Below are 25,302 nucleotides of genomic sequence, written 5' to 3'. Positions count from 1 at the left end.
CCCGAGCGTACGCCTGACCTTCACGCAGCGGATACGCATTGGCACAAAGAGATACGCAACCAGCCAATTTGCAGGGGGCGCACTCCGAAGAGAGCGCCCCCTGGACGTTCCGTGGCTCGGGCGGTCAGCCGGTACGCACCGTCGGCATCGGCATCAGCACCGGGCCCGCCTGCGGCTCCTTGCGGCAGGCGTCGCCGCACTCCGCGTCCAGCGAGCAGCACAGCGAGCAGATCGGGCCCGACCGGACGGGGCAGTCCGCGATGTCCGGGAGTTCGTACGCCGTCTCGCAGACGCTGCACGTGTGGGTCGCCGTGATGTCGGCGATCTCGACGCCGGGGCCGTTCACCGGGTTGGGCCTGGCCAGGTAGTACTTGCCCTTGGTGGCCCAGGCGATCAACGGGCAGAGCGTCAGGGCGAGTCCGGCCGCGATGAACGTCGAGAAGGCCTCCGCGTACTCGCCGAACACCCCGAAGAACGCGACGATCGAGACGGCCGACGCGATCACCATGGCGCCGAAGCCGGCCGGGTTCACGGCATACAGGTACGCCCGCTTGAACTCGATGTACTTGGGGCTCCAGCCGACCCGCTTGTTGATGACGAGGTCGGCGGCGACGGCCGCGATCCAGGCGATGCCCACGTTCGAGTAGAAGCCCAGCAGTTTGTTCAGGGCCGCGAACATGTTCATCTCCATCAGCGTCAGCGCGATGGCGAGGTTGAGGAAGATGTACCAGACCCGGCCCGGGTGGCGGTGGGTGATGCGGGAGAAGAAGTTCGACCAGGACAGCGAGCCGCTGTAGGCGTTGGTCACGTTGATCTTGATCTGGGAGACGACCACGAAGAGCGCCGCGGCGGGCAGGGCCACCGAGCCGAGCCACGGCTTGAGCGCCTCGACCTGCGGCGCGATCGGCTCCAACGCGTGGGTCCCGCCGACGGCTTCGAGGGCGACGAAGGCGAGGAGCGCGCCGCCGAGCTGCTTGGCGGCGCCGATGATCACCCAGCCGGGTCCGGCCGCGAGAACGGCCAGATTCCATCGCTTCCTGTTCTTCTCGGTCTTGGCCGGCATGAAGCGCAGGTAGTCGGCCTGCTCTCCGATCTGCGCGATGAGGGAGAGCGCGACACCGGTGCCGAGACCGAAGCCGAGCCAGGAGAAGCCGCTGCCCGCGCCCTCCGTGCCGCCGAAGTGGGTGAAGTCGCCGAAGGAGCCCGGCGCGTGGAAGGCCAGGATCACGAAGGGCAGCACGAGCCCGATGAGCCAGACCGGCTGCGTCCACGCCTGCACTTTGGCGAGGGCGCCCATGCCGCGGAAGACGATCGGGATGACGATGAGCGTGGTCAGCAAGTAGCCGACGGGCAGCGGCAGTCCGACGACCTCGTGCATGGCCTGCGCCATGATCGAGCCTTCGAGGGCGAAGAAGATGAAGGTGAACGAGGCGTAGATGAGGGACGTGAGCGTCGAGCCGAAGTAGCCGAAGCCCGCGCCCCGGGTGATGAGGTCCATGTCCAGGCCGTACTTGGCGCAGGCGCGGGCGATGGGGATGCCGGTCAGGAAGATGATCGTCGCCGCGCACAGGATCGAGGCGAGCCCGCTCGTGAAGCCGTACGTGAACACGATGGAGGCGCCGATCGCGAAGTCGGCGAGGTAGGCGATGCCGCCGAGCGCGGTGGACGCGACCATGGTCGGGGACCAACGCCGGTAGGAGTGGGGCGCGTAGCGCAGCGAGAAGTCCTCGCGGCTCTCGTCCGCGGCGAGCTTGGCGTAGCTGCGCCGCGGCGGGGCTGCCTCTGTGTCACGGGTGACCGTGTCCGTCATGAGGGTTCCTGTCGTCCGGCCGATTGCGGGTACGGACGGAAGTTAGGAGCCGTGCATGACAATGCGGGGCGGGCGGTGATTGCCCCGGCGTTACGAGAGGCGGCCGCGGGTTAAGTCGCCGTCACGCGCCCCGGACAGGGCGTTCGCGTATCGGTCACTTCACGGGCAGGTGGTATGCGATCCGGTACCGGTCGGCGGGGACGACGACGTCCGCCGTCTCGACCGGTCTGCCCGACGCGAAGTACGTGCGCTGGATGACGAGGACGACATGGCCGGGCACTCCGCCGAGCGCCATGAGCTCCTCGGCGAGGCCGGGGCGGGCGCCGACCTCCTCCGTCACGTTGTCCACGATCACGTCGATGGCGGCCATGCGCTCGACGACGCCGCAGCCGCCGAGGGGGCCCTCCTCGGGGAGCATCACCGGGGTGCGTCCCGTGACCGCGAGAGGCTCCCAGGAGGTGGAGAGCATCATGGCCTCCCCCGCGTCCCGGTAGACGTACTTCGTACACATCACGCGGTCGCCGGCCCGGACACCGAGGCGCTCGGCGATGACGCCGCTCGCCTCGACCTGCTCGCTGCGGGAGTCCCACGTGCCGCGCGCCGCCTCGTCGGCCTGCTCCTGCTTGAAGGGGGTGGAGCCGCTGCTCGGCCGGTATCCGGAACGGGCGACGCGGCGCGGTACCGGCGTCTCGCGCACATACGTGCCCGATCCCGAGCGCCCCTCGACGAGACCCTCGGCCATCAGCACCTTGCGGGCTTCGAGGGCGACGGTGTCCGAGACGCCGTACTCCTCGCGGATCCTGGCCTGTGACGGGAGCCGGGTGTGCGGTGGCAGCGATCCATTGACGATCTTCTTGCGGAGATCACCCGCGACGCGCAGATACGCCGGCTGCTCACCGAATGTCACTGGCTGCACTCCCTAAGACCCATGGCGACCCGTCAGATTGACAGACAGCAACAGCGTCGCAACCCTGGGTTGTGCGCCGCAAGCAAAGGCCAAAGAATCACTCGAAGTGATGACATGCGCCCGCGCAGGCCTTTACGCAGGGACTTTCTCCAGGTAAGGGGGTGCTTACGCCTGGCCGTCGGGACGGGTGGGGGCGAGGACACCCCCGCCATCCGTGGGACCTCCGGCGCGGGTTGCCCGACTCCCGTCCGCAACCGCCCGCATCGTCGGATGCGTGACCCGACCCCGCCGATCCCCCGCCCGCCTCACCGTCCTCCTCGCACTCGCGGTGCTCGGCGCCTCACCGGGCGCGGCCCTGGCGACGCCCGGCCCCGGCCCGGCGCCCGCGTCCGCCGATCCCGCCCCCGTGCCCGCGGGCTCCACCTCAGGTGCCTCCCAGACCCCCATGGCCCCCGAGGCCTGCACCGGCGACCCCGCCTGGGCCCCGGCCACCACCCGTGTCGACCCCGCGAACACCTATCACGCGTACACCGGCAACGGTTATCTCGGTGTGCGCGTCCCGCCGTCCGGCGCGGGCTACGCCGCGCCCGGCGACAGGACCGGCTGGCCGCTCTACACGCCGCGCTACGACGGGGCGTTCGCCACCGGGCTCTACGCGCGCGGCCCCGAGAACACCGCGCACCGCGAGGCCGTCGCCGCGCTGCCGAACTGGACCGCGCTCGACCTGACGGTGGGCGACGAGACGTACGGCCCAGGCAGCCGGATCTCGCACTACCGGCAGACCCTCAGCCTGCGCTGCGGATTCGTCCGTACGTCGCTGACCTGGACGCACAAGGACGGCCGGCGCACCGACCTGACGTACGACGTGCTCACCGACCGCTCGCACGCGCACACCGGAGCCGTGCGGCTGCGTGTCACGCCGCACTGGAGCGGTGAGGCGACCGTCACCGACCTGATCGACGGCCGCGGCGCCCGCCGGATCGCGGCCACCGGCGGCGGCCCCGCGGGCAAGCGCACGATGGCGGTGGGCTTCCGCACGGACGGCACCCGCGAGGACGGCGTCGTCGCCTCCACCCTGCGCGCCCCCGGCCGCACCCACCCGGCGGGCCGCGCCGATACGTTGACCAACCGTCAGTCCGCCACCTTCTCCGTCGACACGGGCCGCACGTACACCGTCACCAAATACATCGGCGTGGACACGGCTCTCACCTCCCGCACCCCGCACGACTCGGCCGTCGGCGCCTCGCAGCGGGCGGCCTCCGCCGGATGGGACGAGCTGTTCCGCCGACACGGCGCCGCCTGGCAGAAGTTGTGGACGTCGGACATCGAGGTCCCGGACCGGCCCGACCTCCAGCAGCAGGTGCGGGCCGCGCGGTACGGGCTTCTCACGGCGGTGCGCGCCGGTGGTCGCGACAGCGTGGCGCCCGCCGGGCTCACCGGCGACGCCTACGCGGGCATGATCTTCTGGGACGCCGAGACGTGGATGTTCCCCGCGCTGCTCGCCGACCGTCCCGAACTGGCGCGCCCCGTCCTCGAGTACCGCTACCGCACGCGCGAGGCGGCCGCCGACAACGCCCTGAAGACGTCGGTCAAGGGCCTCATGTACCCGTGGACCAGCGCGAGCCGCGGCGCCCTGTGGACGGAGTGCCAGAGCTGGTTCCCGCCGCACTGCGTCACCCAGAACCACCTCCAGGGCGACATCGCGCTCGCCGTCTGGCAGTACTACCTGGCCACGGGCGACCGCGCCTGGCTGCGCTCGCGCGGCTGGCCGCTGCTCGAGGGCCTCGCGGAGTACTGGACTTCACGCGTCACGAAGAACACCGACGGCTCGTACTCCATCAAGGACGTCGCAGGCCCCGACGAGTACAGCAACGGCGTCGACGACGGGGTCTACACGAACGCCGTCGCGGCCACGGCCCTGCGCTCCGCCGCCCGCGCCGCCCGGCTCGTGGGCGCCGCGCCCCCGGCCGCGTGGACGACGATCGCCGACGGGCTCCGCATCCCCTACGACCCCAAGCGCAAGATCTTCCTCCAGTACGAGGGCTACAACGGCTCGACGATCAAGCAGGCCGACGCGGTCCTGCTGCTGTATCCGCTGGACTGGAAGCCGATGCCGAAGGGCGCGGCCGCGGCGACCCTGGACTACTACGTCGCGCACACCGACCCGGACGGGCCCGCGATGACGGACTCCGTGAACGCGGTGGCCGCCGCGTCGGCCGGGGAGCCGGGCTGTGCCACGTACACGTTCCTGCGGCGCGCCTCGAAGCCGTTCTTCCGGGAGCCGTTCGGGCTGTTCTCGGAGGCGCGCGGCACGAAGGCGGGGTCCAGCGACCCGCTCGCGGGCACGCCCGCGCAGGACTTCCTGACCGGAAAGGGCGGCTTCCTCCAGGTGTTCACGCACGGCCTGACCGGCCTGCGCCTCGAGGAGGACGCCCTGCGCCTGGACCCGTCGCTGCCGCCGCAGCTCGGCAGGGGCGTGGCGCTGCGCGGGCTGACCTGGCGCGGACGCACGTACGACATCGCGATCGGGCCGGAGCGTACGACGGTCAGGCTGACCGCGGGCGAGCCGTTCCCCGTCGTCACGCCCACCGGGCGCGCCACCGTCGACCGCGGCGGGCTCGTCCTGCGCACCCGGCGCCCCGACCTCGAACCCACCTCCGACCTGGCCCGCTGCCGCACCGCGACGGCGACGTCCGAGGAGCCGGGCCTGTACGCGGAGGCGGCGGTGGACGGCAATCCGGCCACCCCGTGGCAGCCGGCGACCGTGCACGCCTCCCTCACGGTCGACCTCGGCCGGACGGCGGAGCTCTCCGGGGTGGACGTCACGGGCACGCGCGCGTACGCGGTGACGACGTCCGCCGACGGGGCGGCCTGGCGGGCCTTCGCGCCGGGACACACGGCCCGGTACGTACGCGTCACCGAGAACGGCGAAAAGCCGGAGCCCGTAAAGGAGTTGAGGGTGAGGTAGGGCCTGCCGCCCGACCGGCAGGCCCCGGAGACCACCGGGCGCCGCACACGGCCCCACACCGCGCGACGGCGCCCGGCGGCCGGTCAGTTGGCCTCGGCCGGCACGGCGGCCAGGGAGCGGGACCGCACCACGAGTTGAGCGACCGCCGTCACCACCAGGTTCGGCACGAGCGCGATGAGCCCGGTGTCGACCGTGCCGACGTCCACGCTCCCGAAGGTGAGCCAGATCAGGACGCCGACGCCGGTCAGGATGCCGAGCAGTGCGGGCACGGCGTCCAGACGCACCTTCTTCGCCAGGCCCATGACGATCGCCGGGGCGAGCTGGGTGAGGCCTCCGTAGGTGAGCAGCAGCAGGTCGGACAGGAGTCCGGGCCTGGTCAGGCCGAGCACGAGGGCGAGCGCGGCGGCCGCGACCACGCAGAGGTGATTGGTGCGCAGCTGCGTACGTTCGTTGCGCGCGCTCAGCAGGTTGCGGGACAGCAGGCTGGAGATGCCCACGACGATGGCCGCCGAGGGGACCATGGCGGCCGAGGCCGCGGCGACCGCGACGACGCCGACGAGCCAGCCGGGCAGGGTCTGGCCGGCGAGGGTGAGGGCGACGGAGTTCGCGGGCGAGCCCGGCTTCACCATGAGGATTCCCGCGAAGCCGACGATCACCGGGATGCCGAGTGCTATCTGGTAGAGCGGCAGCCAGACGGCGTTCTTGCGCAGGGCGCGCCCGCTGACGGCGGCGAGGACCGGCGGCCACAGGTGGGCCATGGTGCCGAGTCCGCCGCCGATGCCGGAGATGATGACGGCGGTGACGAAGAACGTGGCGTCGTACCCCTCCTGATGGAGCGTCAGGAGCTGTGGGTGACTGTCCCGCACGGTCTCGAAGAGGCCGCCGATCCCGCCCTTCACGGAGACCGCGACGCCGATGATCAGCACCAGAAGCCCGACGATCATCAGGGCGTCCTTGAGATAGGCGACGCGGGCGATGCCGCGGATGCCGGACCACAGGACGAAGGCGACGGTGAGGACGGTGGCGAGGACCATGCTGAGGTTGCCGCCCGTGCGGCTGCCGGTGGCGAGCTGGACGATCATCCCGAGCCCGGTGATCTGGAGCTGGAGGTACGGCAGCAGGAAGACGGCGCCGACGACGGCGACGACCTTGCCGAGCAGAGGGCTGCGGTAGCGGTCGGCGAAGAAGTCCGCCTGCGTCAAGTAGCCGCCCTTGCGGCCGAGTTCACGCATCCGGGGCGCGGTGAAGTACTGCAGGACGAAGTTGATCGCGAGGTAGCACAGCGCGAACGCGGCGGCGACACCTCCGCCGAAGGCGATGCCCGCGAGACCGAGGAAGCTGAAGGTCGTGAAGGCCTCGCCCGCCTGGAGGAACCAGGTGGTGAAGGTGGAGAACTTCCGTTTCCCCACGGTCCATTCGCCGAGTTCCCCGCTGCGCGGTCTGCGCCCGCTCACGCCGACGACGGCGATGGAGACCATGCCGATGAGAGTGATGACCATGGTGGTGTTCATGCGGCGGCCTCCTCGGCCTCGTCGCGGTCGGCGCGTTCGTTGTCGGTGCGCGCGAGGTGCTCGACGAGGGCGAGCGAAGCCGTCGTACCGGCCGTCCACAGCAGGCACCAGGCCAGGACGGAGGGGATGCCGAACCAGAGGTACGGGCCGTTGACGAAGGGCAGGAACGGGGTGCTGAGGAAAGCCAGTACGGGCACGACGGCCCAGATCACGTGCGGTTTTCTCATCAGGGCTCCATACGACTGCGGAGGGTGCGGCAACGGGAGGTGGGGCTATGGGAGGGAGGGCTACGAGAGGGAGGGGCGACGGCGTCCGTGCCCGGTGGCGGCCTCGTAGGCGGCACCGACCTCGAGCACGGTCCGCTCGGCGCGGGGCGGGCCGACGATCTGGAGCCCGACGGGGAGCCCGGCTCCGGTGAAGCCGGCCGGTACGGAGAGGGCGGGTGCGCCCAGGACGGAGAGGAAGTACGCCGAGCGCATCCAGTCGAGGTAGGTGTGCTGCGGCTGCCCGTCGATGACGGTCGGGTACTCCGCCTCCACCGCGAAGGGGGTGACCTGGCTGACGGGCGCGACCAGTACGTCGTAGCGCTCGAAGAAGCCGACGGCCGCGAGGTGGATGCGGGCGTGCTCGGCGGTCGCGCGGGCGAGGTCGGCGCCGGTCAGGCGTCGCCCCTCCTCGATGTTCCAGACGAGGCTGTCCTTCAGGGAGGCGCGGTCGCTGTCGAGGAGCGCGCCGAGCCCCTGGTTGAACTCCTGGGCGCGCAGCGTGCGGAAGACGTCCTCGGCACCGTCCAGGTCGGGGCAGTCCTCGGTGACGACGCAGCCGAGTTCCTCGAAGACCTCGGCCTGCCGCTCGAAGACGTCGCGCACGTCGCGGTCGACGGCGACCCGCCCTCCGAGGTCGGGCGCGAACGCCACCCGCAGCCCGGCCGCGTCCCGCCCGAGCGGTGCGCGGAAGGCGGCGCCCGGCCCCTCCAGGGAGATCGGGACGCGCGGGTCGGGCCCGGCCATGACGGACAGCAGCAGCGCGGTGTCGGCGACGGTGCGCCCCATGGGCCCGGCGACGGCGAGGGTCTCCCACAGGTTGCCGGCCGGGTGCGAGGGGACGCGGCCGGGGGTGGGTCGCAGGCCGACGACGTTGCAGAAGGACGCCGGGTTGCGCAGGGAACCGCCCATGTCGCTGCCGTCGGCGAGCGGCTGGAACCCGGCGGCGAGCGCGGCCGCGGCCCCGCCACTGCTGCCGCCCGCCGACCGCTTCGTGTCGTACGGGTTCCTGGTCGCGCCGAAGACGGGGTTGAAGGTGTGCGAACCGGCCGCGAACTCGGGGACGTTGGTCTTGCCGATGCGGATGGCGCCCGCGTCCTGGATGCGCCGCACGAGCAGCTCGTCCTCGTCGGGGACGTGCTCGGCGAAGAGGGGCGAGCCGTGGGTGGTGCGCATGCCGCGGGTGAGGTGGGTGTCCTTGAACGCGATGGGCAGACCGTGCAGCGGCCCGAGCTCCTCACCGCGCGCCTGACGCTCGTCGGCGACGGCGGCCGCGGCGAGGGCGCCCTCGGGGTCCAGGGTGACGATCGCGTTGAGGGCGGGGTTGAGGCGTTCGATGCGGTCGAGGTGAGCCTGGACGACCTCGCGGGCCGACAGCTCACCGCGACGGACGCGCGCCGCGAGGTCGACGGCGTCGAGGACACAGAGTTCGTCCGCCGCGGGAGCGGAATCGGCGGGGCCGGGGGCGGCGTGGCCGGAGTCGGCGGGACCGGTGGAAACGGGCATGGCAGTCCTAGGGCAGCAGGCAGAGAGGCGCGGCCGACCGGAGGCGGGATCGGCGACGCGTGTGCTGCACCACACTGAAGGCGCTGACGTTTTCAGTCAACACCTAAAGATGTATGAACTTTTAAGACGCGAGCCTCACGACTATGAAGATTTCAGTCGCATTACGAACGTCAGCGGCTGGACGTCGGGAACTCCACCCCGCTGCGCTTGAACGCGTCGACCACCAGATGCGACTGCACGGCCTCCACATGCCGCACCCAGGGCGAGGACGTCAGGAACTCGTACAGCGCGGCCTTCGACGGCTGCGTCACGTCGACCAGGAGCTGGTGCTCACCCATGACCACGGCGGCGTACCGCACGAGCGGCGAATCGACGAGCAGCCGGCCCACCTTCTCGACCTCGTCGGGCCGGGTCCTGATCCACAGGAGCGCCTCGACCGGGAGGCCGAGCAGCGCGGGCTCGACGGCGGCCCGGATGCTCACGTGCCCGTCGCGGGTCAGCGTCTCGACGCGGCGGCGGGCGGTCGCCACGGAGACACCGGCGACGGCGGCCAGGTCCTCGTGGGTCCGCCGCCCGTCCTCGGCGAGCGCCCCCAGAATCGCCCACTCCTCGGGCCCGACCTCGACATCCGGGAGCCCGATCTCGTCGACGGTCCCGGACGGGCCACCCAGCGCCTCGATCTCCCCGGCGTCGAGGATCCCCGGCGACCACTCGTGCACGGTCCTGAAGTACCGCAGCACCGGCGACACGCTCTGCGAGAGGAGACCGGGCAGCGCGGGCACCTCGTCGAGCATCAGCGGCCCCAACTGCCCTTGCGGAAACTGGAGTTCGGCCACACAGTCGACCGGTCCCGCGAGCGCGTACGAGAAGATGCAGTCCGCGCGCCGGGCGGCCGCCACGGCCGCGTCCCGCACCGACCCCGGCCGGCAGGTCATCCGCAGGATCACGGTCTCGCCCCGCACGACGAGCCCGCGCACGGCCACGTCCCCGCTCTCCAGCAACCGCAGCCCCCGCCGCGCCACCTTCCGCTCGGGCTGCCCGATCGCGCCCGCGATCCGCCGCCACGACGCCCGCCCGTCGATCTGCAGGGCGGCGACGATGCGCCGGTCGAGGGGATCCAGGGGGGCGGGGGCGTTCGCGGCGGTGGTCGGGGCGGCCGGTACTGGGTGCGTCACAGGACCGACCATAACGAGCGGGGGTGGCGGGGCAGATCGGGACCGGGGCCCGGCACTCACACCCGTCCGGACAACGACCCAAGGCCCCCGAAGAGGCGGACCCTGGATGACCTGCGAGTGAGCACGTCGCTGCGCAGCTGGACGGCCTCGGGACGGCAGAGCGGACCATCCGCCGGAGAAGGCGCGGACGCCAGAAGTGCGAGGGGCCGGACAGTGTGTGATGGTCCGGCCCCTCGCCCGGGAGGCTCCCGGCACGCCTCGTAGGGTTCAGTCCTCGATCACCGGATTGCACGGCGACAGGAAGGGATCGAGGCGCTCCTCGACGGCCCCCCTGCGCATGACGCGCACCCGGAACGCGTTGTCTGCGTTCGGGATGTCGTTCTCGTCGGAGCGGTCGTGGAGCAGCCCCCATGCGCCGGGGAAGCGGCGCGCTATGTACGCCACCAGTTCGTCCAGCTGCTCGGCTTCGTAGCCCTTGTGGTTGGTCTGGCCGGCGGCGGTGACGACGGGCAGCCCGTTGAAGACGTCGAGCACGACCTTGCAGCTGGAGGACCACTGGACCGCGTCGATCCGTGCGCGCAGCTCCTCGACACCCGACCTCAGAGACTGCGCGTCGTCCTCGTACGGGTCCTCGGAGATACCGAACCAACCATGGAACTCGTACATGCCCTCACTCCAGCGGAGTCGTGTCGATCACCGGCTCGACGCCGTACCGGCGCCCGTATTCCTGGAGCTTATCGATCACGCCTGGCCCGGGCGGTCCGTCGAACTGGAAGTACGGAGTGCGGCCACTTTGGATCGCCGCCTCGAACGTGGCTTGCGCCTGCTTGCGGAACTTCTTGTTCAGGGTGAAGTCCGCGGGCTTCGCCTGGGCCACGTACTCGTCGCTGATCGCGTCGAACTCACGTCCGTCCGGGTCGTTCGCGAACCTCCTGCGGGGCTCTCCGCCGAGCTTCTCGGCCAGCTTGTCCGCGTCGGGGTCGGGCTTGTTGACCTCGTGGAGTTCGCCGAGCCCTCCGTTGTCCTCGTACGGCGCGAGGCCCAGCGGATCGCTGAACCGGTGCGGGTTGTGCACGTACGCCGTCGGGTTGGGCGCGGGCGCGAGGCCCAGCGGGTCGGGCGTGGTGTATCGGGCGGTCTGCGGGTCGTAGTAGCGGTGGTGGTTGTAGTGGAGGCCGGTCTCCGGGTCGAAGTACTGGCCGGGGAACCGCAGCGGCGTGTACGCGGACGCGTCGGCGTTCCACGTCGTGATGCCCCACAGCGTGGTGCGGCTCTGCCAGGCGATGCGCCCGTCCTCGTCGATGAGCTCGGTCGGGGTGCCGATGAGGTCGGTCGCGATCGCGAAGAACCGCGCGTCGACCTCCCGCTGCGTGGCCGCGTCGGTGAGCCGTTCGGTCTGGGCGACCGGGGTCAGGCCCTCGTGGTCCCAGCTCAGCGTGGTGTGGTGAGGCAGCTCGCCGGGGAACTCCGTGGTCTGCTCGGCGAGCACGGGACCGTCCCAGACGAAGCGCGTGCGCTCGGCCACCGCCTCGCCGTCGGCCGCCATCCGCTCCTTGGCCACGCGCCGGCCGAGCGGGTCGTACCGGTAGCGCCACACAGTGCCGTCCGGGGTCGTGACCTCGGTGAGCCGGTCCTCGGCGTCGTACGCGTACGTCCACACGTCTCGCTTCTTCGACAGCCGGGTCTTCGAGCGGCGGATCAGCCGACCGGCGTCGTCGTACACGTAGCGGTTGGCCCCGGCCTGCGTGATCCGGGTGCCGGTGTAGGAGCGCTCGCCGCGCGCGTCGCCACTGGCGTGGCGGTCCGGCCAGGCGGCGGAGATGTTGTTGCCGCCGCTGTCGTACGCGTAGGACTCGCTCCACCCGTCGGCCGTGACGGCGGTGACCCGGCCCGTCGCGTCCAGGCCGAAGCGGCGCGGGCCGCGCAGGGCGTCGTCGGCCGCGACGAGATGGCCGTCCTCGCGGTACGCGTACGTCCGCAGGTTCAGCCGGTGGCCGCCGCGAGCGATCTCCTGAGCGGTGAGCCGGCCGGCGTCGTCCCAGTCCGACGTCAGCGTCAGCGTCCGTCCGACGCTGCGGGTCAGCTCGCGCCCCGCGGCATCACGCGTGAACACGATGTCGTGGCCCGCGACGGTCAGCGCGGCGGCACGGCCTGCGCTGTCGTGCGTGTACGAGGTGACATGGCCGCCCGGGGTGACGCGCCGGGTGCGACGCCCGGCCGCGTCGTACGAGAACGACAGCGCACGCCCGTCGGTCAGCTCGGTCTTGACGTGGCCCCTGCGGTCGTACGCGTACGTCAGCTCCGCGTCGGGTCCGACGGCCCGCAGCAGCCGTCCCGCGGGGTCGTATTCGTACGTGGTCACGGCGCCGCCGCTGTCCTTGCGGACGACTTGGCCGAGCAGGTCCCGCTCGTAGCGGACGGCCGCGCCGAGCGGGGTGGTACGGGTCAGCACCCGGCCGAGCGGATCGACGTCGTAGGCGAGGGTCCGGCCGTCGAAGTCGGTCTCGGCGACGAGGCTGCCGACCGGGTCGTAGGTGTAACTCCACCGCAGGCCCAGGGGGTTGCGGACCTCGGTGAGGCGCAGCTCGGTGTCGTGCGTGAACTCGTGGCGGGTGCCGTCGGGGTCGGTGCGGGCCGTGAGCAGGTCGAAGTGGGTGTACTCGAAGGCCGTGGTGCCGCCCTCGGGGTCGGTGTGGCGGACGCAGTTGCCCTCGCCGTCGTACGTCCACGACTCCACGGCGCCGTCCGGGCCCGTCAACCGCGCGAGCCGGCCCTCAGGGGTCCACTCGAAGAGGGCGCCGGCGCCGCTGGGTCCGGTGCGCTCTGTGATCCGGCCGAAGGCGTCCCGCACGTACGACGTGCGGCCGCCGTCCGGGGCGGTCTGCTCCAGGAGAAGGCCTGCGGCGTTGTGGCGCAGCAGGGTCGTGGCACCGAGCGGATCGGTGACGGAGGTGACGTGGCCGAGCGCGTCGTGGGTGTAGTGGGTGGTGCGCCCGGCGGGGTTGGTGACCGAGGCCCGGTTGCCGCGTTCGTCGAACTCCTGCTTCCAGCGCAGCCCGCCCGGCTCGACCAGCTCGACCGGGCGGCCGTCACCGTCGTAGGCCGCCGTCTGCACGCTGCCGTCGGGACGGGTCGTCGAGACGAGACGGCCCTCGTCGTCCCAGCGGAACTCGGTGCGCGCGCCGAGGGGTTCGGTACGGGACAGCAGCCGGTCGTCGCGGTCGTAGGCGTACCGGATCGTCGCGCCCGTGGGCCAGGTCTCGGCGACGACCTGGAGGTGGCTGTTGACCGTGTAGCGCCAGGTGTGGCCGAGGGAGTCGGTGACCGTGGTGGTGGTCAGGCCCGTGTCGGGGTGCGGGTCGCTGTAGTGGAACTCCGAGGCCAGGTGCCCCTCGGCACCGGTCTGGGACACGCACCGGTCGTTGTCGTCGTACACGAAGCTGTAACTGGAGCCGTTCGTGTCGGTCCAGGCGGTGATGCGGCCTTCGGTGTCGTAGGCGAACCGGGTGGGGACGCCGGAGGACTTGGTGACCTCGGTGAGATGGCCTTCCTCGCTGTATCCGTACCTGGCGATCTCGGTGCCGTCGAGGCTCAGCGAAGTGATCCGGCGGTTCTCCGTGGTGAACGTGAGGCGGTAGCCCCCCGAGTGGGTGAGGGCGAGCGGGGCGCCCTCCTCGTCGTACTCGGCGATGATCGTGCGCCCGTGCCGGTCGGCGATCTCGGCGAGCGGCGCGGTGCCGTTGTCACCCGGCTCGGTTCCGGGCGGGGCGAGGAAGTGCCGGACGGTGCCCGTGTCCGGGTCGGTGAGCGTGTAGCTGCCGTCGGCATGCCGCTCCAACGGCCGGCGCGGTCCCGCCTCGGGGAGCACCGGGGTGCCGGGGGCAGGGTGCGGATACGGGACGAGCAGGTTGTCCTCACCGTGGAGGACGACACCGATCGGGTCGACGGTCAGGCGCTGGTCGATCGTCGACGACCAGCTTTCGCCGAACCAGCGGCCGGCCCGGTACGAGGACTCGAAGTCCCTGCGGAACAGCAGCGGCAGGCTGCCCGGCAGCAGCACGTCCTCCTGTGGCAGGAACATGCGGCCGGTCGCGAAGTCGACGGGCTCACGGCCGCACCGCTTGCCGTCGGGCCTGCGGACGGTCTCCCTGAGCCTCTTGGCACGGCGCGCCTTGGCGGCGTCCGCGAGCTCGTCCGTGAGCCTCGCGCCCTTCGCGGCGGCTCCGGCGCCACCCGTCGCGGCGGTGAGGATCGCGTCCGGCACCATCGTGCCGAGCCCTTCCGCCGGGTCCTTCATGAAGTTGTCCAGCATCTGCTTGCCGGTGCCCCAGGGGTCGTTGGCGACCTGGACGAGTCCGGCGACGGTGCTGTTGAGGTTCATCACGTAATCGGCGGGATGCGTGATGTTGTACGGGTCCATCGGGTTGAGGCCCCGGACGAAGTTCACGAGGCCCGCGGTGCCCTTGACCACGCCCATGGTGAAGTGGGTCTTCATCAGTTCGTACTCGTCGAGCCCGTCCTGCAGCTGTTCGCTGTAGGAAGGCTTGGGCGGGGCCGCGTCCCGGGCCTTCTGGACGGCTTTGCGGGCGGTCTCGGCGGCGGAGTTCCGCTGCTTGCGCGCCTCGGCGAGGATCTCCTGCGCCTCCTGCATCTTCCCCTTGCCGGGGTCGGAGAACTCGCCCGGCTTCGGCGGCAGGGTGGCGGGATCACGCTTGTCGGCGGGCATCGCGTTGTACTTGTCGACCGCGTCGTTGTAGCCGTCGACCTTCTTCTTGTGCGCGTCCACGGCGTCCGCCGAGGCCTTCGTGCCTGCCTTCCACTTGTCGATCGCGGCCTGCGCCTGGCCCTGCGCCCAGGTCACCGTGTCCGCGAACGACTCCAGCGCCTTCGTCGCCTCCTCGAACGCGTCCGCGCCCTTGAACCACTTGCGCGGCTCCAGTTTCACCGTCTTACGGAACGCGTCCGCGGCCTCACCCTGCAGCGAGTCCGACTCGAGCCCTTCGAGACCGAGCCCGACGTCGTTGAACGAATCCGTGAAGTCACGCAGGTGGGAGGCGGTGGAGCGCAGCTTGCCCGGCGAGCCGTAGATGAGCTTGGTCTTGTCCTCGGTCTGCCCGAGGTCCATCTCGTCGACCTCGGCACCCATCCGGTTCGCCAGGGAACGCGACTTCTCGCGCACCCAGTCCGCACCGGACTCCCAGCCGACGTCATCGAGCCGGTCCGCCGTCCAGTCGCCGGCGTCCTCGACCCGGTTTCCGGCCCACTCGACGCCGTCCTCGACCGCGTCCTCGACGACATCCGGCGTGAGGTCACTGACGATGTCCCCGATGCCCATACGTCAGTTCCCCCCGGCTTCGTTCTGCTGCTGTTGCTGCTGGGCCCGCTCCTCGGGCGACGGCCCGAAGGTGTCGTCGACGGCCTTGTCGAACTGTTCCTGGTCGATGCCGAAGAGCTCGTTGAGCCTGCGCGACTGTTCGCCGCCCTGCCCCTCGGTGACCAGCGCGCGCCCGGTGTCCTTCCAGGTCTGACCCATCTCGTCACCGGCGCGGTCCCACGACTCGGCGCTCCAGTCCGGGTTCAGCGCGTCCGGGGTGAACACGTCGCCCCAGTCCTGCTTGGCGATGTCCTCCTCGGAGGCGTACGGGCTGCCGCCGGCGAGCGAGTTGACGCCGTACTTCAACGCGCTCTCGACGTACCGGTCCTCCTCCCACAGCACGCCCGCGGCCAGGCCGAGCTTCGCCGCGATGGTGTTGGCGTCCTGGATCAGCGCCCGCACGCCCCATTCCCACCGCTCGCAGAAGTCCTCGAAGTCCACGGACAGGCCGTGGTGCCCGGCTTCCATGCCGGTCATCGCCATTTCGGAGAAGCCCTTGCCGAGCACCCCTCCGGTGCTCGTGCCGATCTCCTTCAGCTCACCGATCGCGTCACCTATGCCCTGAGTGAGCCGCTGGACGGTGAAGTGATCGACACCGAGATCCTTCGCCCCGTCGCCCATCAGAGGGCACCCCCTGCGGTCCCGCCGGCGAGCTTGTCCGGTGTGTCGACGGCTACTTCGTCCGGAACGATGCCCATGGCAGGCGGGAAGAGCATGGACCCGTCTGGGTCCGCCACGTCGACGGCGAGGCCCGCGGGTTCACCCATCGCCGGGACGATCTCGTCGAGCAGCCGGGCGCCGAGCAGTTCGGCGAACTCCCAGGGCCGCGCGCAGTCCTGGGAGCTCCCGGACTCCCGCGCCCGCGATTGCGCGAAGCGGGCCAGGGCCTCCTCCCCGGTGAACGCGAACACCCAGCGCACACCGCCGAGATGCCCCGTCCACAGCCCGCCCCGGTCCAGCGGCACGAGCATCCTGGCCCGCCTCAGCTCCCCGAGGAGCGCCCGCGGATCACCCGCCCCGGCCCGCCGCTCAGCGATCTGCTCGGCGAGCGCAGTCCCGTCCCCCACTTCATTGCCTCCCCCGGCATCGGCAACAACAAGCCTTCCCAGGAAACACGTCCCACCCACATCCGGCGGTTCCCGGCCACTGCCCCATGCCGTTCCCGACCAGGGGAAGACCTCGCGGCTTCGCTCGCAGCGCCACCAGCGAAGCCCCATGGATGACGGCCCATCAGGACACCCGGCACCATCCCGGCACGGAAACGGCAAGGGGCCGGCTCCCGCAAGAGCCGACCCCATTTGACCTGCATGTCCGCCAGGTCATCAACGTGGTGTTACCTCACCCGCTCAGACGTTGAAGCGGAACTCCACCACGTCCCCGTCCTGCATCACATAGTCCTTGCCCTCCATGCGGGCCTTGCCCTTGGCGCGGGCCTCCGCGACCGAGCCCGTCTCCATCAGGTCGTCGAAGGAGATGACCTCCGCCTTGATGAAGCCCTTCTGGAAGTCGGTGTGGATGACGCCGGCTGCCTCGGGGGCCGTGGCCCCCTTCTTGATGGTCCAGGCGCGCGTTTCCTTCGGGCCTGCCGTCAGGTACGTCTGGAGGCCGAGGGTGTCGAAGCCGACGCGGCCGAGCGTGGCCAGGCCGGGCTCTTCCTGGCCCATCGACTGGAGGAGTTCGAGCGCCTCGTCGTCGTCGAGCTCGATCAGCTCCGACTCGATCTTGGCGTTCAGGAAGATCGCCTCGGCGGGGGCGACCAGGGCGCGCTGCTCGTTCTTGAAGTCCTCGTCGACCAGCTCGTCCTCGTCCACGTTGAACACGTAGAGGAAGGGCTTGGTGGTGAGGAGGTGCAGCTCGTGGAGCAGGCGGCCCTTCTCCGTGCCGGCGGTGATGCCCGCGGCGAAGAGCGTCGTGCCGGACTCGAGGATCTTCTGCGCCTCCTCGACCGCGGCGAGCACCGCGACCTTCTCCTTCTGGAGGCGGGACTCCTTCTGGAGGCGCGGGACCTGCTTCTCGACGGACTGGAGGTCCGCGAGGATCAGCTCGGTGTTGATCGTCTCGATGTCGTCCTTGGGCGAGACCTTGCCGTCGACGTGTACGACGTTCTCGTCCTTGAAGGCGCGGATGACCTGGCAGATCGCGTCCGACTCGCGGATGTTCGCGAGGAACTTGTTGCCCAGGCCCTCACCCTCGGAGGCGCCGCGCACGATGCCCGCGATGTCGACGAAGTCGACCGTCGCCGGGAGGATCTTCTGCGAGCTGAAGACCTCGGCGAGCTTGGCGAGGCGGGGGTCGGGGACACCGACCACGCCCACGTTCGGCTCGATCGTGGCGAACGGGTAGTTGGCCGCCAGCACGTCGTTCTTGGTCAGGGCGTTGAAAAGGGTCGACTTGCCGACATTCGGCAGGCCGACGATTCCGATCGTGAGCGACACGTTGCGACTTCCCGTACGTGAGGATGGAGGACCCCCAGTCTACGGCGTGCCGCACCACCCCCCGGCGCCGTATCGAACGCTTGGCCAAGGTCGGCGAAACCGGCGTGTCCCGGAGCGGATTCCACACATAACCCGACCTAAGTTGGTGCGGTGGAACAACCCCGTCGCACTCAGCCGCGCACCCCGCAGAACCCGTCCCGCCGCACGCCCCCGCTCCCGCCGCAGGCGCAGGGCGGCAGCGACGGACGCAACGGACCCGCCGGGTCCGGTTCCAGCACGGTGTACCGGGCGTCGGGCAAGGGCGGCGGCACGGCGCCACGGCCCGCGTCACCGGTCGCCCTCACACTGCGCCGCTTCCCCGACCCGCGCCTCACTGGCCTGGGCAGCGGGCTGTTCTGCACGGCCACGATGTTCGCGCTCGCCTGCCTGGACGCACTGCTGTTCGACGGCTCGGTCACCGTGTACGGGGTGCTCTTCCTGCTGGTCAGCACGCTCACGGCGATGTGGGTGCGGCGCGCCGACCTGGTGAGCGCGCCCGTCGCCGTGCCGATCGGCTTCGCCGTCGGGATCCTGCCGGTGGCCGACGGTTCGGGCGGGTTCGGCGGGCAGGTGATGGGGCTGGTGACGGCCCTCGCGATGCACGCAGGCTGGCTCTACGGCGGCACCCTCATCGCCGGACTCGTCGTGACCGTGCGCGGCATCCGCCACATGGCCCGGCGCGCGGCACGCCGACGAGCCCTCGCACAGGCCCGCGCCGGCTCCCCCGGCACGGCAGGACAACAGGTGACGTCAGCCCCGCGCCCCCGACGGCGCACGGCCTAGGTAGCGAGTCCTCCGGCGCCGCACGGCCTGCGCCCCGCGCACCCGCGCACCCGCGCACCCGCCTGCGTACGGCCCAGCGCGTCTCGTCCGGCGCCGCGCGGCCCGTCGCACGCCGCACGGCCCGTCCCCCGCGCCACCGCCCCCGCTACTTCTGCTGCGCCGCCGCCATCGCCGCCCCCACGATCCCCGCGTTGTTCTGCAGCTGCGCCGGGACGATTTCCGCCTTGATGCCCTTGATCAGGGGCAGGAACTTGTCGGCCTTGCGGCTCACGCCGCCGCCGATGATGAACAGCTCGGGGGAGAACAGCATCTCGACATGTGCCAGGTACTTCTGGACACGGTGCGCCCAGTGTTCCCAGCTCAGGTCGTGGTCTTCCTTCGCCTTCGTCGAGGCGTGCTTCTCGGCGTCGTGGCCGTGCAGCTCCAGATGGCCGAGCTCGGTGTTCGGGACGAGCTGTCCGTCGATGAACAGGGCACTGCCGATGCCGGTGCCGAAGGTGAGGAGCAGCACCACGCCCTTGCGGCCGCGGCCCGCGCCGAAGTGCATCTCGGCGACGCCGGCCGCGTCCGCGTCGTTGAGGACCGTCACGGGGAGCCCGTCGAGCCGCTCGCCGAGGAGGGCTCGGGCGTCGACGTCGATCCATGATTTGTCCACGTTGGCGGCCGTACGGATCATGGCGCCGCCCGTGACGACGCCGGGGAAGGTGATGCCGACCCGGTCGGGCCGCGTGCCGAAGTGCTCCACGACCTGCTGCACGCCGTCGGCCACGCCGTCGGGCGTGGCCGGGTGCGGGGTCAGGACCTTGAACCGCTCCTGTGCCAGGTCTCCGCGGTCCAGGTCAACGGGTGCGCCCTTGATCCCTGATCCGCCGATGTCCACGCCGAAGATCTGCATGGACACCACGTTACGACGAGTGGCTCAACGTCACTTCTCGGAAGAGTCGTCCCCCGCGAGCGCCGCGGCCTCCGCGCGCAGGTCACGGCGGAGTTCCTTCGGCAGGGAGAAGGTGATCGACTCGTCGGCGGTCTTCACGGTCTCCACGTCGCCGTAACCGCGCTCGGCCAGCCACTCCAGTACGCCGTCCACCAGCACGTCGGGGACCGAGGCGCCGGAGGTGAGACCGACGGTGGTGACGCCCTCCAGCCAGGCCTCGTCGATCTCGGCGGCGAAGTCCACCAGGTGGGCGGCGGGCGCGCCCGCGTCCAGGGCGACCTCGACCATGCGGATCGAGTTGGAGGAGTTCTTGGAGCCGACGACGATGACGAGCTCGGCGTCCTCGGCCAGCTTCTTCACCGCGATCTGGCGGTTCTGCGTGGCGTAGCAGATGTCGTCGCTGGGCGGGGAGAGCAGGTTCGGGAACTTGTTCTTGAGGGCGTCGACCGTCTCCATGGTCTCGTCCACGGAGAGCGTGGTCTGGGAGAGCCAGACGACCTTCGACTCGTCCCGCACCTCCACGTTCGCGACGTCCTCGGGGCCGTCGACCAGCGTGATGTGGTCGGGGGCCTCGCCCGAGGTGCCGATGACCTCTTCGTGGCCCTCGTGGCCGATCAGGAGGATGTCGTAGTCCTCCTTGGCGAAGCGGACGGCTTCCTTGTGGACCTTGGTGACCAGCGGGCAGGTCGCGTCGATGGTGGCGAGCTTGCCGGCCGCGGCCTCGTCGTGGACGACGGGCGCGACGCCGTGCGCCGAGAACATCACGATGGAGCCCTCGGGGACCTCCTGCGTCTGCTCGACGAAGATCGCGCCCTTCTTCTCCAGGGTCTGCACGACGTACTTGTTGTGGACGATCTCGTGGCGGACATAGATCGGGGCCCCGTACTGCTCGAGGGCCTTCTCGACGGCGATCACGGCACGGTCCACACCGGCGCAGTAGCCCCGGGGGGCGGCGAGCAGGACGCGGCGGGGGCCAGTCGTAGCAGTCATGCCCACCATCGTAAGGCCGTGTCCAACAGGTCAAAGATCCACCGCTTGGCGAGACTGAAGGCCCGTGCGCGACACCGTGCGCGGCAAACGGAGGCCCGATGTCCGCCCACACCGCTCCACCAGCCGGGGAAGACGGGCCGCCGCCCGGCGGGGAAGAAACGCTGCGGCGCAGCCTCGGGTTCCGGGACCTCGTCGTCTACGGGCTCCTGTTCATCGCCCCGATGGCCCCGGTCGGCATCTTCGGCACGCTCGACGCCAGGTCGCACGGCGCCGTCGCGCTGGTGTACGTCGTCGCGACGGTCGCGATGGCGTTCACCGCGTTCAGCTACGCGCAGATGGTGCGGGTCGCCCCGCAGGCCGGCTCCGTCTTCACCTACGCGCGCGTGGGGCTCGGTGAGGCGCCGGGGTTCGTCGCCGGGTGGATGGCGATGCTCGACTACCTCCTCATCCCGGCGGTCGCCTATCTCTTCTCCGGGATCGCGATGAACGCCCTGGTGCCGTCGGTGTCGCGCTGGGTGTGGACGGCTCTGGCCGTGATCATCACGACGTGCCTGAACCTGTGGGGCGTGCGGGCGGCGGCCCGGGTCGGCCTCGCGGTCCTGGCGATGGAGATCGTCGTGCTGCTCGTGTTCCTCGGGTCGGCGATCGTCGTACTCGTACGCGACGGGGCGGAGCGCGGCTGGCTGTCGCCGCTGACCGGGGACGGGTCGCAGGGCGCGTTCGCGCTGTCGGCCGTCGTCGGCGCGGTGTCCGTCGCCGTGCTCTCGTACCTGGGCTTCGACGCGATCGTGTCGTTCGCGGAGGAGGTCACGGGCGGCTCGGCGAAGGTGGCGCGGGCGGTGCTGTTCTGTCTGGCGCTCGCGGGTGTGCTGTTCATCGCGCAGACGTATCTCGTGGCGCTCCTCGAACCGGTGTCGTCGGCGGAGCTCGCCGCGGACCCGGCCAAGCAGGGGTCCGCCTTCTACGACGCCATCGACGTGTCGGTCGGCGGGTGGCTGCACGACCTGGTGGCGGTCAGCAAGGCGATCGGCGCGGCGTTCGCGGCGCTGGCCGGGCAGGCGGCGGCCGGGCGGCTGCTGTTCGCGATGGCCCGCGACCGGCGGCTGCCGAAGGCGCTGGCGCGGACGGACTCCGGGGTGCCGCGGGTCGCGCTGCTGTGCGCGGCGGTGGTGACACTGGTCGCGGCGGTCTGGGCCGCCCGCAGGGACGACGGCCTGGACCATCTGGTCTCGGTCGTGGACATCGGCGCTCTCACGGCGTTCGTGCTGCTGCACGCGAGCGTGGTGGGCTGGTTCGTGGTGCGGCGGGGCGGGGGGACCTTCAGCTGGTGGCGGCATCTGCTCGTGCCGGTGGTCGGCGCGGCCATCACGGTCGCGGTGATCGTGGAGGCGTCGGGCACGGCCCAGGTGGTGGGCGCGATCTGGCTGGCGGCGGGGCTCGTGGTGCTGGTGGCGCAGAGGGGGCGGCGGGGCGGGCCGGTGGTCTGACGGGGCGTCCGGCTGCGGCGCACGCACCGGCGCCCGCCCCGTCCCCGTACACCCTTCGCGTCACGGAGCGTTGTCGGTGGGTGCGGCTACGCTCACCGGCATGGCTGTGAATACGTCCGCGGACGCCCCGCTGCCCGTCGGGGAGGTGTCGCGGCTCATCGGGCGGTGGATCGACCGGCTCGGTGCCGTGTGGGTCGAGGGACAGATCACCCAGCTGTCCCGGCGCCCCGGCGCCGGCGTCGTGTTTCTGACGCTGCGCGATCCGTCGCACGACATCTCGGTCGGCGTCACCTGCTACCGGCAGGTGTTCGACGCGGTCGCGGACGTCGTCAGCGAGGGCGCGCGCGTCGTCGTCCAGGCGAAGCCGGAGTGGTACGCGCCGCGCGGCCAGCTGTCGCTGCGGGCCTCGGAGATCAGACCGGTGGGCGTCGGTGAACTGCTCGCCAGGCTGGAGCAGTTGAAGAAGACCCTGACCGTCGAGGGGCTCTTCGCGCCCGAGCGCAAGAAGGCGCTGCCGTTCCTGCCGCAGCTCATCGGGCTCGTGTGCGGGCGCGCGTCGGCCGCCGAGCGGGACGTCCTGGAGAACGCGCGGCACCGCTGGCCCGCCGTCCGTTTCGAGGTGCGCAATGTGCCGGTCCAGGGTGTGCACGCCGTGCCGCAGGTCGTGCAGGCGGTCAAGGAGCTGGACGCGCTCGACGACGTCGACGTGATCATCGTGGCGCGCGGCGGCGGCAGCGTCGAGGACCTCCTGCCGTTCTCGGACGAGCAGCTGGTGCGGGCCGTCGCCGCCTGCCGTACGCCGGTCGTCTCGGCGATCGGCCACGAGCCGGACAATCCGCTCCTCGACCACGTGGCGGACCTGCGCGCCTCCACTCCGACCGACGCGGCGAAGAAGGTCGTGCCGGACGTCGGCGAGGAGTACGAGCGGGTGCAGGGGCTGCGGGACCGGGCGCGGCGCAGCGTCGAGTCGTTCGTGGACCGGGAGGAGCGCGGGCTCAGGCATGCCCTCGCCCGTCCGGTCATGGAGGACCCGCACCGCATGATCGAGGTGCGCGAGGAGCAGGTGACGTCGCTGGCCGAGCGCGGCCGACGCACGCTCGGGCACCTCCTCGACCGCGCCGGGTCGGAGCTGTCCCACACGCACGCGCGCGTGGTGGCCCTGTCCCCCGCCGCGACCCTCAAGCGGGGTTACGCGGTGCTGCAGAAGGCCGACGGGGACGTCGTGCGCGCCGCGGACGACGTGGCGGCGGACGAGGTGCTGCGGGCGCGGGTCGCCGAGGGCGAATTCACCGTACGGGTCGAGAACGGGAACGTACGGGTCGAGACCGGGAACCAGGAGAACGCATGACCACGAAGACCGACGAGGCCGGGCTCGGTTACGAGCAGGCGCGGGACGAGCTGATCGAGGTCGTCCGGCGGCTCGAGGCGGGCGGCACGTCGCTCGAGGAGTCGCTCGCGCTGTGGGAGCGGGGCGAGGAGCTGGCGAAGGTGTGCCGGCGCTGGCTGGACGGGGCGCGGGCGCGCCTGGACGCGGCGCTGGCGGAGTCCGGTCCGGACGGGGGCGCGGACGAGGAGGGATGAGCGGCGGGACCTGCGGACGACCGGCGGGGCGAGCAGCGGTGATCAGCCGGGCGGAGGCGATCGGGACTTTGTGAAGCAGGTCACGAGCTTCCGGTTTTGATTGAAAGTTAAACGGTACTGACGTACTGTCGTGTGCATCGGGTGATCCGTTCGCAGCGTCGCGACGGACCGCCCGCACCCCCAGCACGTACGTATCGAGAAGGTTGATCCATGTCTCTCGTTCTTGACCCCGCCGCCCAGGACCTGCTGTTCCGCGAGGCCCGCACCGCGAACACCTTCACCGACGAGCCGGTGACCGACGAGCAGGTCCAGGCGATCTACGACCTGGTCAAGTTCGGCCCGACCGCGTTCAACCAGTCGCCGCTGCGCATCACGCTGGTCCGCTCCCCCGAGGCCCGCGAGCGCCTCGTGCAGCACATGGCCGAGGGCAACCGTCCGAAGACGGCGTCCGCCCCGCTGGTCGCGATCCTCTCCGCGGACAACGAGTTCCACGAGGAGCTCCCGGCGCTGTTCCCGCACTTCCCTCAGGCCAAGGACGTCTTCTTCGCGGAGCGCCCCGCCCGTGAGGGTGCCGCCGCCCTGAACGCCACCCTCCAGGCCGCGTACTTCATCATCGGCGTCCGCGCCGCCGGCCTGTCCGCGGGCCCGATGACCGGCCTCGACTTCGCCGGTGTCCAGAAGGAGTTCCTGGACGACGACCACACCCCGCTGATGGTCATCAACATCGGCAAGCCGGGCGAGGACGCCTGGTTCCCGCGCTCCCCGCGCCTGGAGCACGACCAGGTCATCACCACGATCTGAGTCGCTCCCGCACACTTCACGGGAAAGGAAAGGCCCCCCGGCAACAGCCGGGGGGCCTTTCCCCTGCGCCGAATCCCCGAGATCCCCCGCGCGGAGATCCCGGAAGCACCTACTTCGCCCGCAGCGCCTCGGCCATCTTCGTCAGCTGCGCGAACGACGCCGTGCCGGTCACGACGGTTGTCGACTTGTCGGCCTTGAGCACCAGGGCGTCGTACTGGTCACCCTTGTAGCGCCGCCAGGTCTCGCCGCCGATGCGCTGCGTCGCGCTGGTCTCGGTGGCACCCTGGCTCGCCCGGTCGATGAAGGCCGACGCCTTCTCGGTGGACTGCTCGATGCCCACGTACTGGCCGTCGGCGTCGTGGAAGCCGAGGTGCCAGGCGTCGAAGTTCGAGCCCTGGAACCGCACCGACGTCGCCTTCCAGGACTTCGCGAGTCCCTCGGGTGCCGCCACCGGGTACGGGGCGGCGCGTCGCGCCGTCAGCAGCTCCACGCGGTAGTCCACGCGCTTCACCGGCGGGGTGCCGGAGTCGTCGTGCGGGACGAACACGTAGATGCCTGCCGCCGCGATGACGGTCGCGCCCATCGAGAGGACCAGACTGCCCACGGTCTTCTTGCCTTTGGTACCTGCCACGCCCCCATCGTCGCAGGTACGTGAGCGATCACCGCACGTGGGCCCGGTCTGCTCATACGTGGGGCCCTCTGCTCATTTTGTCGGCCTGACGATAGAGTCGGGGCCAT

The 25,302-nt window shown here is 71.0% G+C and carries 20 protein-coding genes; 6 read left to right on the top strand and 14 right to left on the bottom strand.

All coding sequences use genetic code 11. The features are described from left to right. Nucleotides 1–124: 124 nt before the first annotated feature. Together LGI35_RS28200 and LGI35_RS28195 are read right to left on the bottom strand one after the other, a co-directional pair. Nucleotides 125–1,810: a purine-cytosine permease family protein gene (locus LGI35_RS28200; RefSeq protein WP_227297045.1), complete on the bottom strand. Its 1,686-nt coding sequence runs from the start codon at nt 1,808–1,810 to the stop codon at nt 125–127. A gap of 154 nt (nt 1,811–1,964) precedes the next feature. Continuing rightward, nucleotides 1,965–2,717 carry a GntR family transcriptional regulator gene (locus LGI35_RS28195; RefSeq protein ID WP_227297044.1) on the bottom strand — a complete coding sequence of 251 codons (753 nt, stop codon included), beginning with the start codon at nt 2,715–2,717 and terminating at the stop codon, nt 1,965–1,967. Between the two features lie 274 nt (nt 2,718–2,991). On the opposite strand from LGI35_RS28195, the gene LGI35_RS28190 reads away from it, so the two are divergent. Next, entirely contained in the window at nt 2,992–5,685 is a 2,694-nt protein-coding gene (locus LGI35_RS28190; protein ID WP_423835729.1) for a glycosyl hydrolase family 65 domain-containing protein, read from the top strand. Between the two features lie 83 nt (nt 5,686–5,768). Here the strand turns inward: LGI35_RS28190 and LGI35_RS28185 are convergent, their stop codons facing one another. The 9 genes from LGI35_RS28185 to ychF all read right to left on the bottom strand — a co-directional run bounded on the left by LGI35_RS28185 (nt 5,769) and on the right by ychF (nt 17,949). Next, nucleotides 5,769–7,196 (bottom strand): sodium:solute symporter family protein, encoded by a 1,428-nt coding sequence (locus tag LGI35_RS28185; protein WP_227297043.1) that lies wholly within the window; start codon nt 7,194–7,196, stop codon nt 5,769–5,771. Beyond that, complete coding sequence (locus LGI35_RS28180) at nt 7,193–7,423, bottom strand: hypothetical protein (protein ID WP_227297042.1); 231 nt, start codon at nt 7,421–7,423, stop codon at nt 7,193–7,195. Before LGI35_RS28180 ends, LGI35_RS28185 begins: the two co-directional genes overlap by 4 nt. Before the next feature lie 60 nt (nt 7,424–7,483). Beyond that, nucleotides 7,484–8,965, bottom strand: a complete 1,482-nt coding sequence (locus tag LGI35_RS28175) for an amidase (RefSeq protein ID WP_227297041.1) — start codon at nt 8,963–8,965, stop codon at nt 7,484–7,486. 170 nt (nt 8,966–9,135) lie between these two features. Continuing rightward, nucleotides 9,136–10,140 (bottom strand): Lrp/AsnC family transcriptional regulator, encoded by a 1,005-nt coding sequence (locus tag LGI35_RS28170; protein ID WP_227297040.1) that lies wholly within the window; start codon nt 10,138–10,140, stop codon nt 9,136–9,138. Between the two features lie 267 nt (nt 10,141–10,407). Beyond that, the gene (locus LGI35_RS28165) at nt 10,408–10,806 is read right to left on the bottom strand and encodes an Imm7 family immunity protein (protein WP_227297039.1); all 399 of its coding nucleotides are present in this window, start codon (nt 10,804–10,806) and stop codon (nt 10,408–10,410) included. Between the two features lie 4 nt (nt 10,807–10,810). Continuing rightward, nucleotides 10,811–15,475 (bottom strand): putative T7SS-secreted protein, encoded by a 4,665-nt coding sequence (locus tag LGI35_RS28160; protein ID WP_227297038.1) that lies wholly within the window; start codon nt 15,473–15,475, stop codon nt 10,811–10,813. Between the two features lie 3 nt (nt 15,476–15,478). Continuing rightward, nucleotides 15,479–16,138 (bottom strand): hypothetical protein, encoded by a 660-nt coding sequence (locus LGI35_RS28155; RefSeq protein WP_227300553.1) that lies wholly within the window; start codon nt 16,136–16,138, stop codon nt 15,479–15,481. Next, nucleotides 16,135–16,581, bottom strand: coding sequence for a hypothetical protein (locus LGI35_RS28150; RefSeq protein ID WP_227297037.1), 447 nt, complete (start codon nt 16,579–16,581; stop codon nt 16,135–16,137). The genes LGI35_RS28155 and LGI35_RS28150 overlap by 4 nt, the downstream gene beginning before the upstream one ends. A 279-nt stretch (nt 16,582–16,860) precedes the next feature. After that, entirely contained in the window at nt 16,861–17,949 is a 1,089-nt protein-coding gene (gene ychF, locus LGI35_RS28145) for a redox-regulated ATPase YchF (RefSeq protein ID WP_116510423.1), read from the bottom strand. A gap of 150 nt (nt 17,950–18,099) precedes the next feature. Between ychF and LGI35_RS28140 the strand changes: the two genes are divergently transcribed. Continuing rightward, the gene (locus LGI35_RS28140) at nt 18,100–18,771 is read left to right on the top strand and encodes a DUF6542 domain-containing protein (protein WP_376222028.1); all 672 of its coding nucleotides are present in this window, start codon (nt 18,100–18,102) and stop codon (nt 18,769–18,771) included. Between the two features lie 145 nt (nt 18,772–18,916). On the opposite strand, the gene ppgK is transcribed toward LGI35_RS28140, so the two are convergent. Further along, nucleotides 18,917–19,666 (bottom strand): polyphosphate--glucose phosphotransferase, encoded by a 750-nt coding sequence (gene ppgK / locus LGI35_RS28135; RefSeq protein ID WP_227297036.1) that lies wholly within the window; start codon nt 19,664–19,666, stop codon nt 18,917–18,919. 30 nt (nt 19,667–19,696) lie between these two features. Next, nucleotides 19,697–20,695 (bottom strand): 4-hydroxy-3-methylbut-2-enyl diphosphate reductase, encoded by a 999-nt coding sequence (locus LGI35_RS28130; RefSeq protein ID WP_116513438.1) that lies wholly within the window; start codon nt 20,693–20,695, stop codon nt 19,697–19,699. Nucleotides 20,696–20,793: 98 nt separating this feature from the next. Here LGI35_RS28130 and LGI35_RS28125 point away from each other — a divergent pair, with 98 nt between their 5' ends. The 4 genes from LGI35_RS28125 (at nt 20,794) to LGI35_RS28110 (ending at nt 24,564) form a co-directional block, all read left to right on the top strand. After that, entirely contained in the window at nt 20,794–22,182 is a 1,389-nt protein-coding gene (locus LGI35_RS28125) for an APC family permease (protein WP_227297035.1), read from the top strand. Nucleotides 22,183–22,282: 100 nt separating this feature from the next. Further along, nucleotides 22,283–23,530, top strand: coding sequence for an exodeoxyribonuclease VII large subunit (xseA, locus tag LGI35_RS28120; protein WP_227297034.1), 1,248 nt, complete (start codon nt 22,283–22,285; stop codon nt 23,528–23,530). Then, nucleotides 23,527–23,763 carry an exodeoxyribonuclease VII small subunit gene (locus LGI35_RS28115; RefSeq protein WP_227297033.1) on the top strand — a complete coding sequence of 79 codons (237 nt, stop codon included), beginning with the start codon at nt 23,527–23,529 and terminating at the stop codon, nt 23,761–23,763. The genes xseA and LGI35_RS28115 overlap by 4 nt, the downstream gene beginning before the upstream one ends. 210 nt (nt 23,764–23,973) lie before the next feature. After that, nucleotides 23,974–24,564 (top strand): malonic semialdehyde reductase, encoded by a 591-nt coding sequence (locus LGI35_RS28110; protein ID WP_116510431.1) that lies wholly within the window; start codon nt 23,974–23,976, stop codon nt 24,562–24,564. A gap of 109 nt (nt 24,565–24,673) precedes the next feature. Here the strand turns inward: LGI35_RS28110 and LGI35_RS28105 are convergent, their stop codons facing one another. Next, nucleotides 24,674–25,195 carry a DUF4245 domain-containing protein gene (locus LGI35_RS28105; protein WP_116510433.1) on the bottom strand — a complete coding sequence of 174 codons (522 nt, stop codon included), beginning with the start codon at nt 25,193–25,195 and terminating at the stop codon, nt 24,674–24,676. Nucleotides 25,196–25,302 lie beyond the last annotated feature (107 nt).

Origin of the sequence: Streptomyces longhuiensis (genome assembly GCF_020616555.1) — a bacterium.
GTDB lineage: Bacteria > Actinomycetota > Actinomycetes > Streptomycetales > Streptomycetaceae > Streptomyces > Streptomyces longhuiensis.
Note: the sequence above shows the minus strand (reverse complement) of the source record. Positions and strands in the feature narration are given on the sequence as shown.

Coding starts and splice junctions, on each gene's coding strand:
- LGI35_RS28125 (WP_227297035.1), top strand. CDS start 20,794: ATGTCCGCCCACACCGCTCCACCAGCCGGGGAAGACGGGCCGCCGCCC.
- LGI35_RS28180 (WP_227297042.1), bottom strand. CDS start 7,423: ATGAGAAAACCGCACGTGATCTGGGCCGTCGTGCCCGTACTGGCTTTC.
- LGI35_RS28175 (WP_227297041.1), bottom strand. CDS start 8,965: ATGCCCGTTTCCACCGGTCCCGCCGACTCCGGCCACGCCGCCCCCGGC.
- LGI35_RS28110 (WP_116510431.1), top strand. CDS start 23,974: ATGTCTCTCGTTCTTGACCCCGCCGCCCAGGACCTGCTGTTCCGCGAG.
- LGI35_RS28185 (WP_227297043.1), bottom strand. CDS start 7,196: ATGAACACCACCATGGTCATCACTCTCATCGGCATGGTCTCCATCGCC.
- LGI35_RS28130 (WP_116513438.1), bottom strand. CDS start 20,695: ATGACTGCTACGACTGGCCCCCGCCGCGTCCTGCTCGCCGCCCCCCGG.
- LGI35_RS28160 (WP_227297038.1), bottom strand. CDS start 15,475: ATGGGCATCGGGGACATCGTCAGTGACCTCACGCCGGATGTCGTCGAG.
- xseA (WP_227297034.1), top strand. CDS start 22,283: ATGGCTGTGAATACGTCCGCGGACGCCCCGCTGCCCGTCGGGGAGGTG.
- ppgK (WP_227297036.1), bottom strand. CDS start 19,666: ATGCAGATCTTCGGCGTGGACATCGGCGGATCAGGGATCAAGGGCGCA.
- LGI35_RS28200 (WP_227297045.1), bottom strand. CDS start 1,810: ATGACGGACACGGTCACCCGTGACACAGAGGCAGCCCCGCCGCGGCGC.
- LGI35_RS28165 (WP_227297039.1), bottom strand. CDS start 10,806: ATGTACGAGTTCCATGGTTGGTTCGGTATCTCCGAGGACCCGTACGAG.
- LGI35_RS28115 (WP_227297033.1), top strand. CDS start 23,527: ATGACCACGAAGACCGACGAGGCCGGGCTCGGTTACGAGCAGGCGCGG.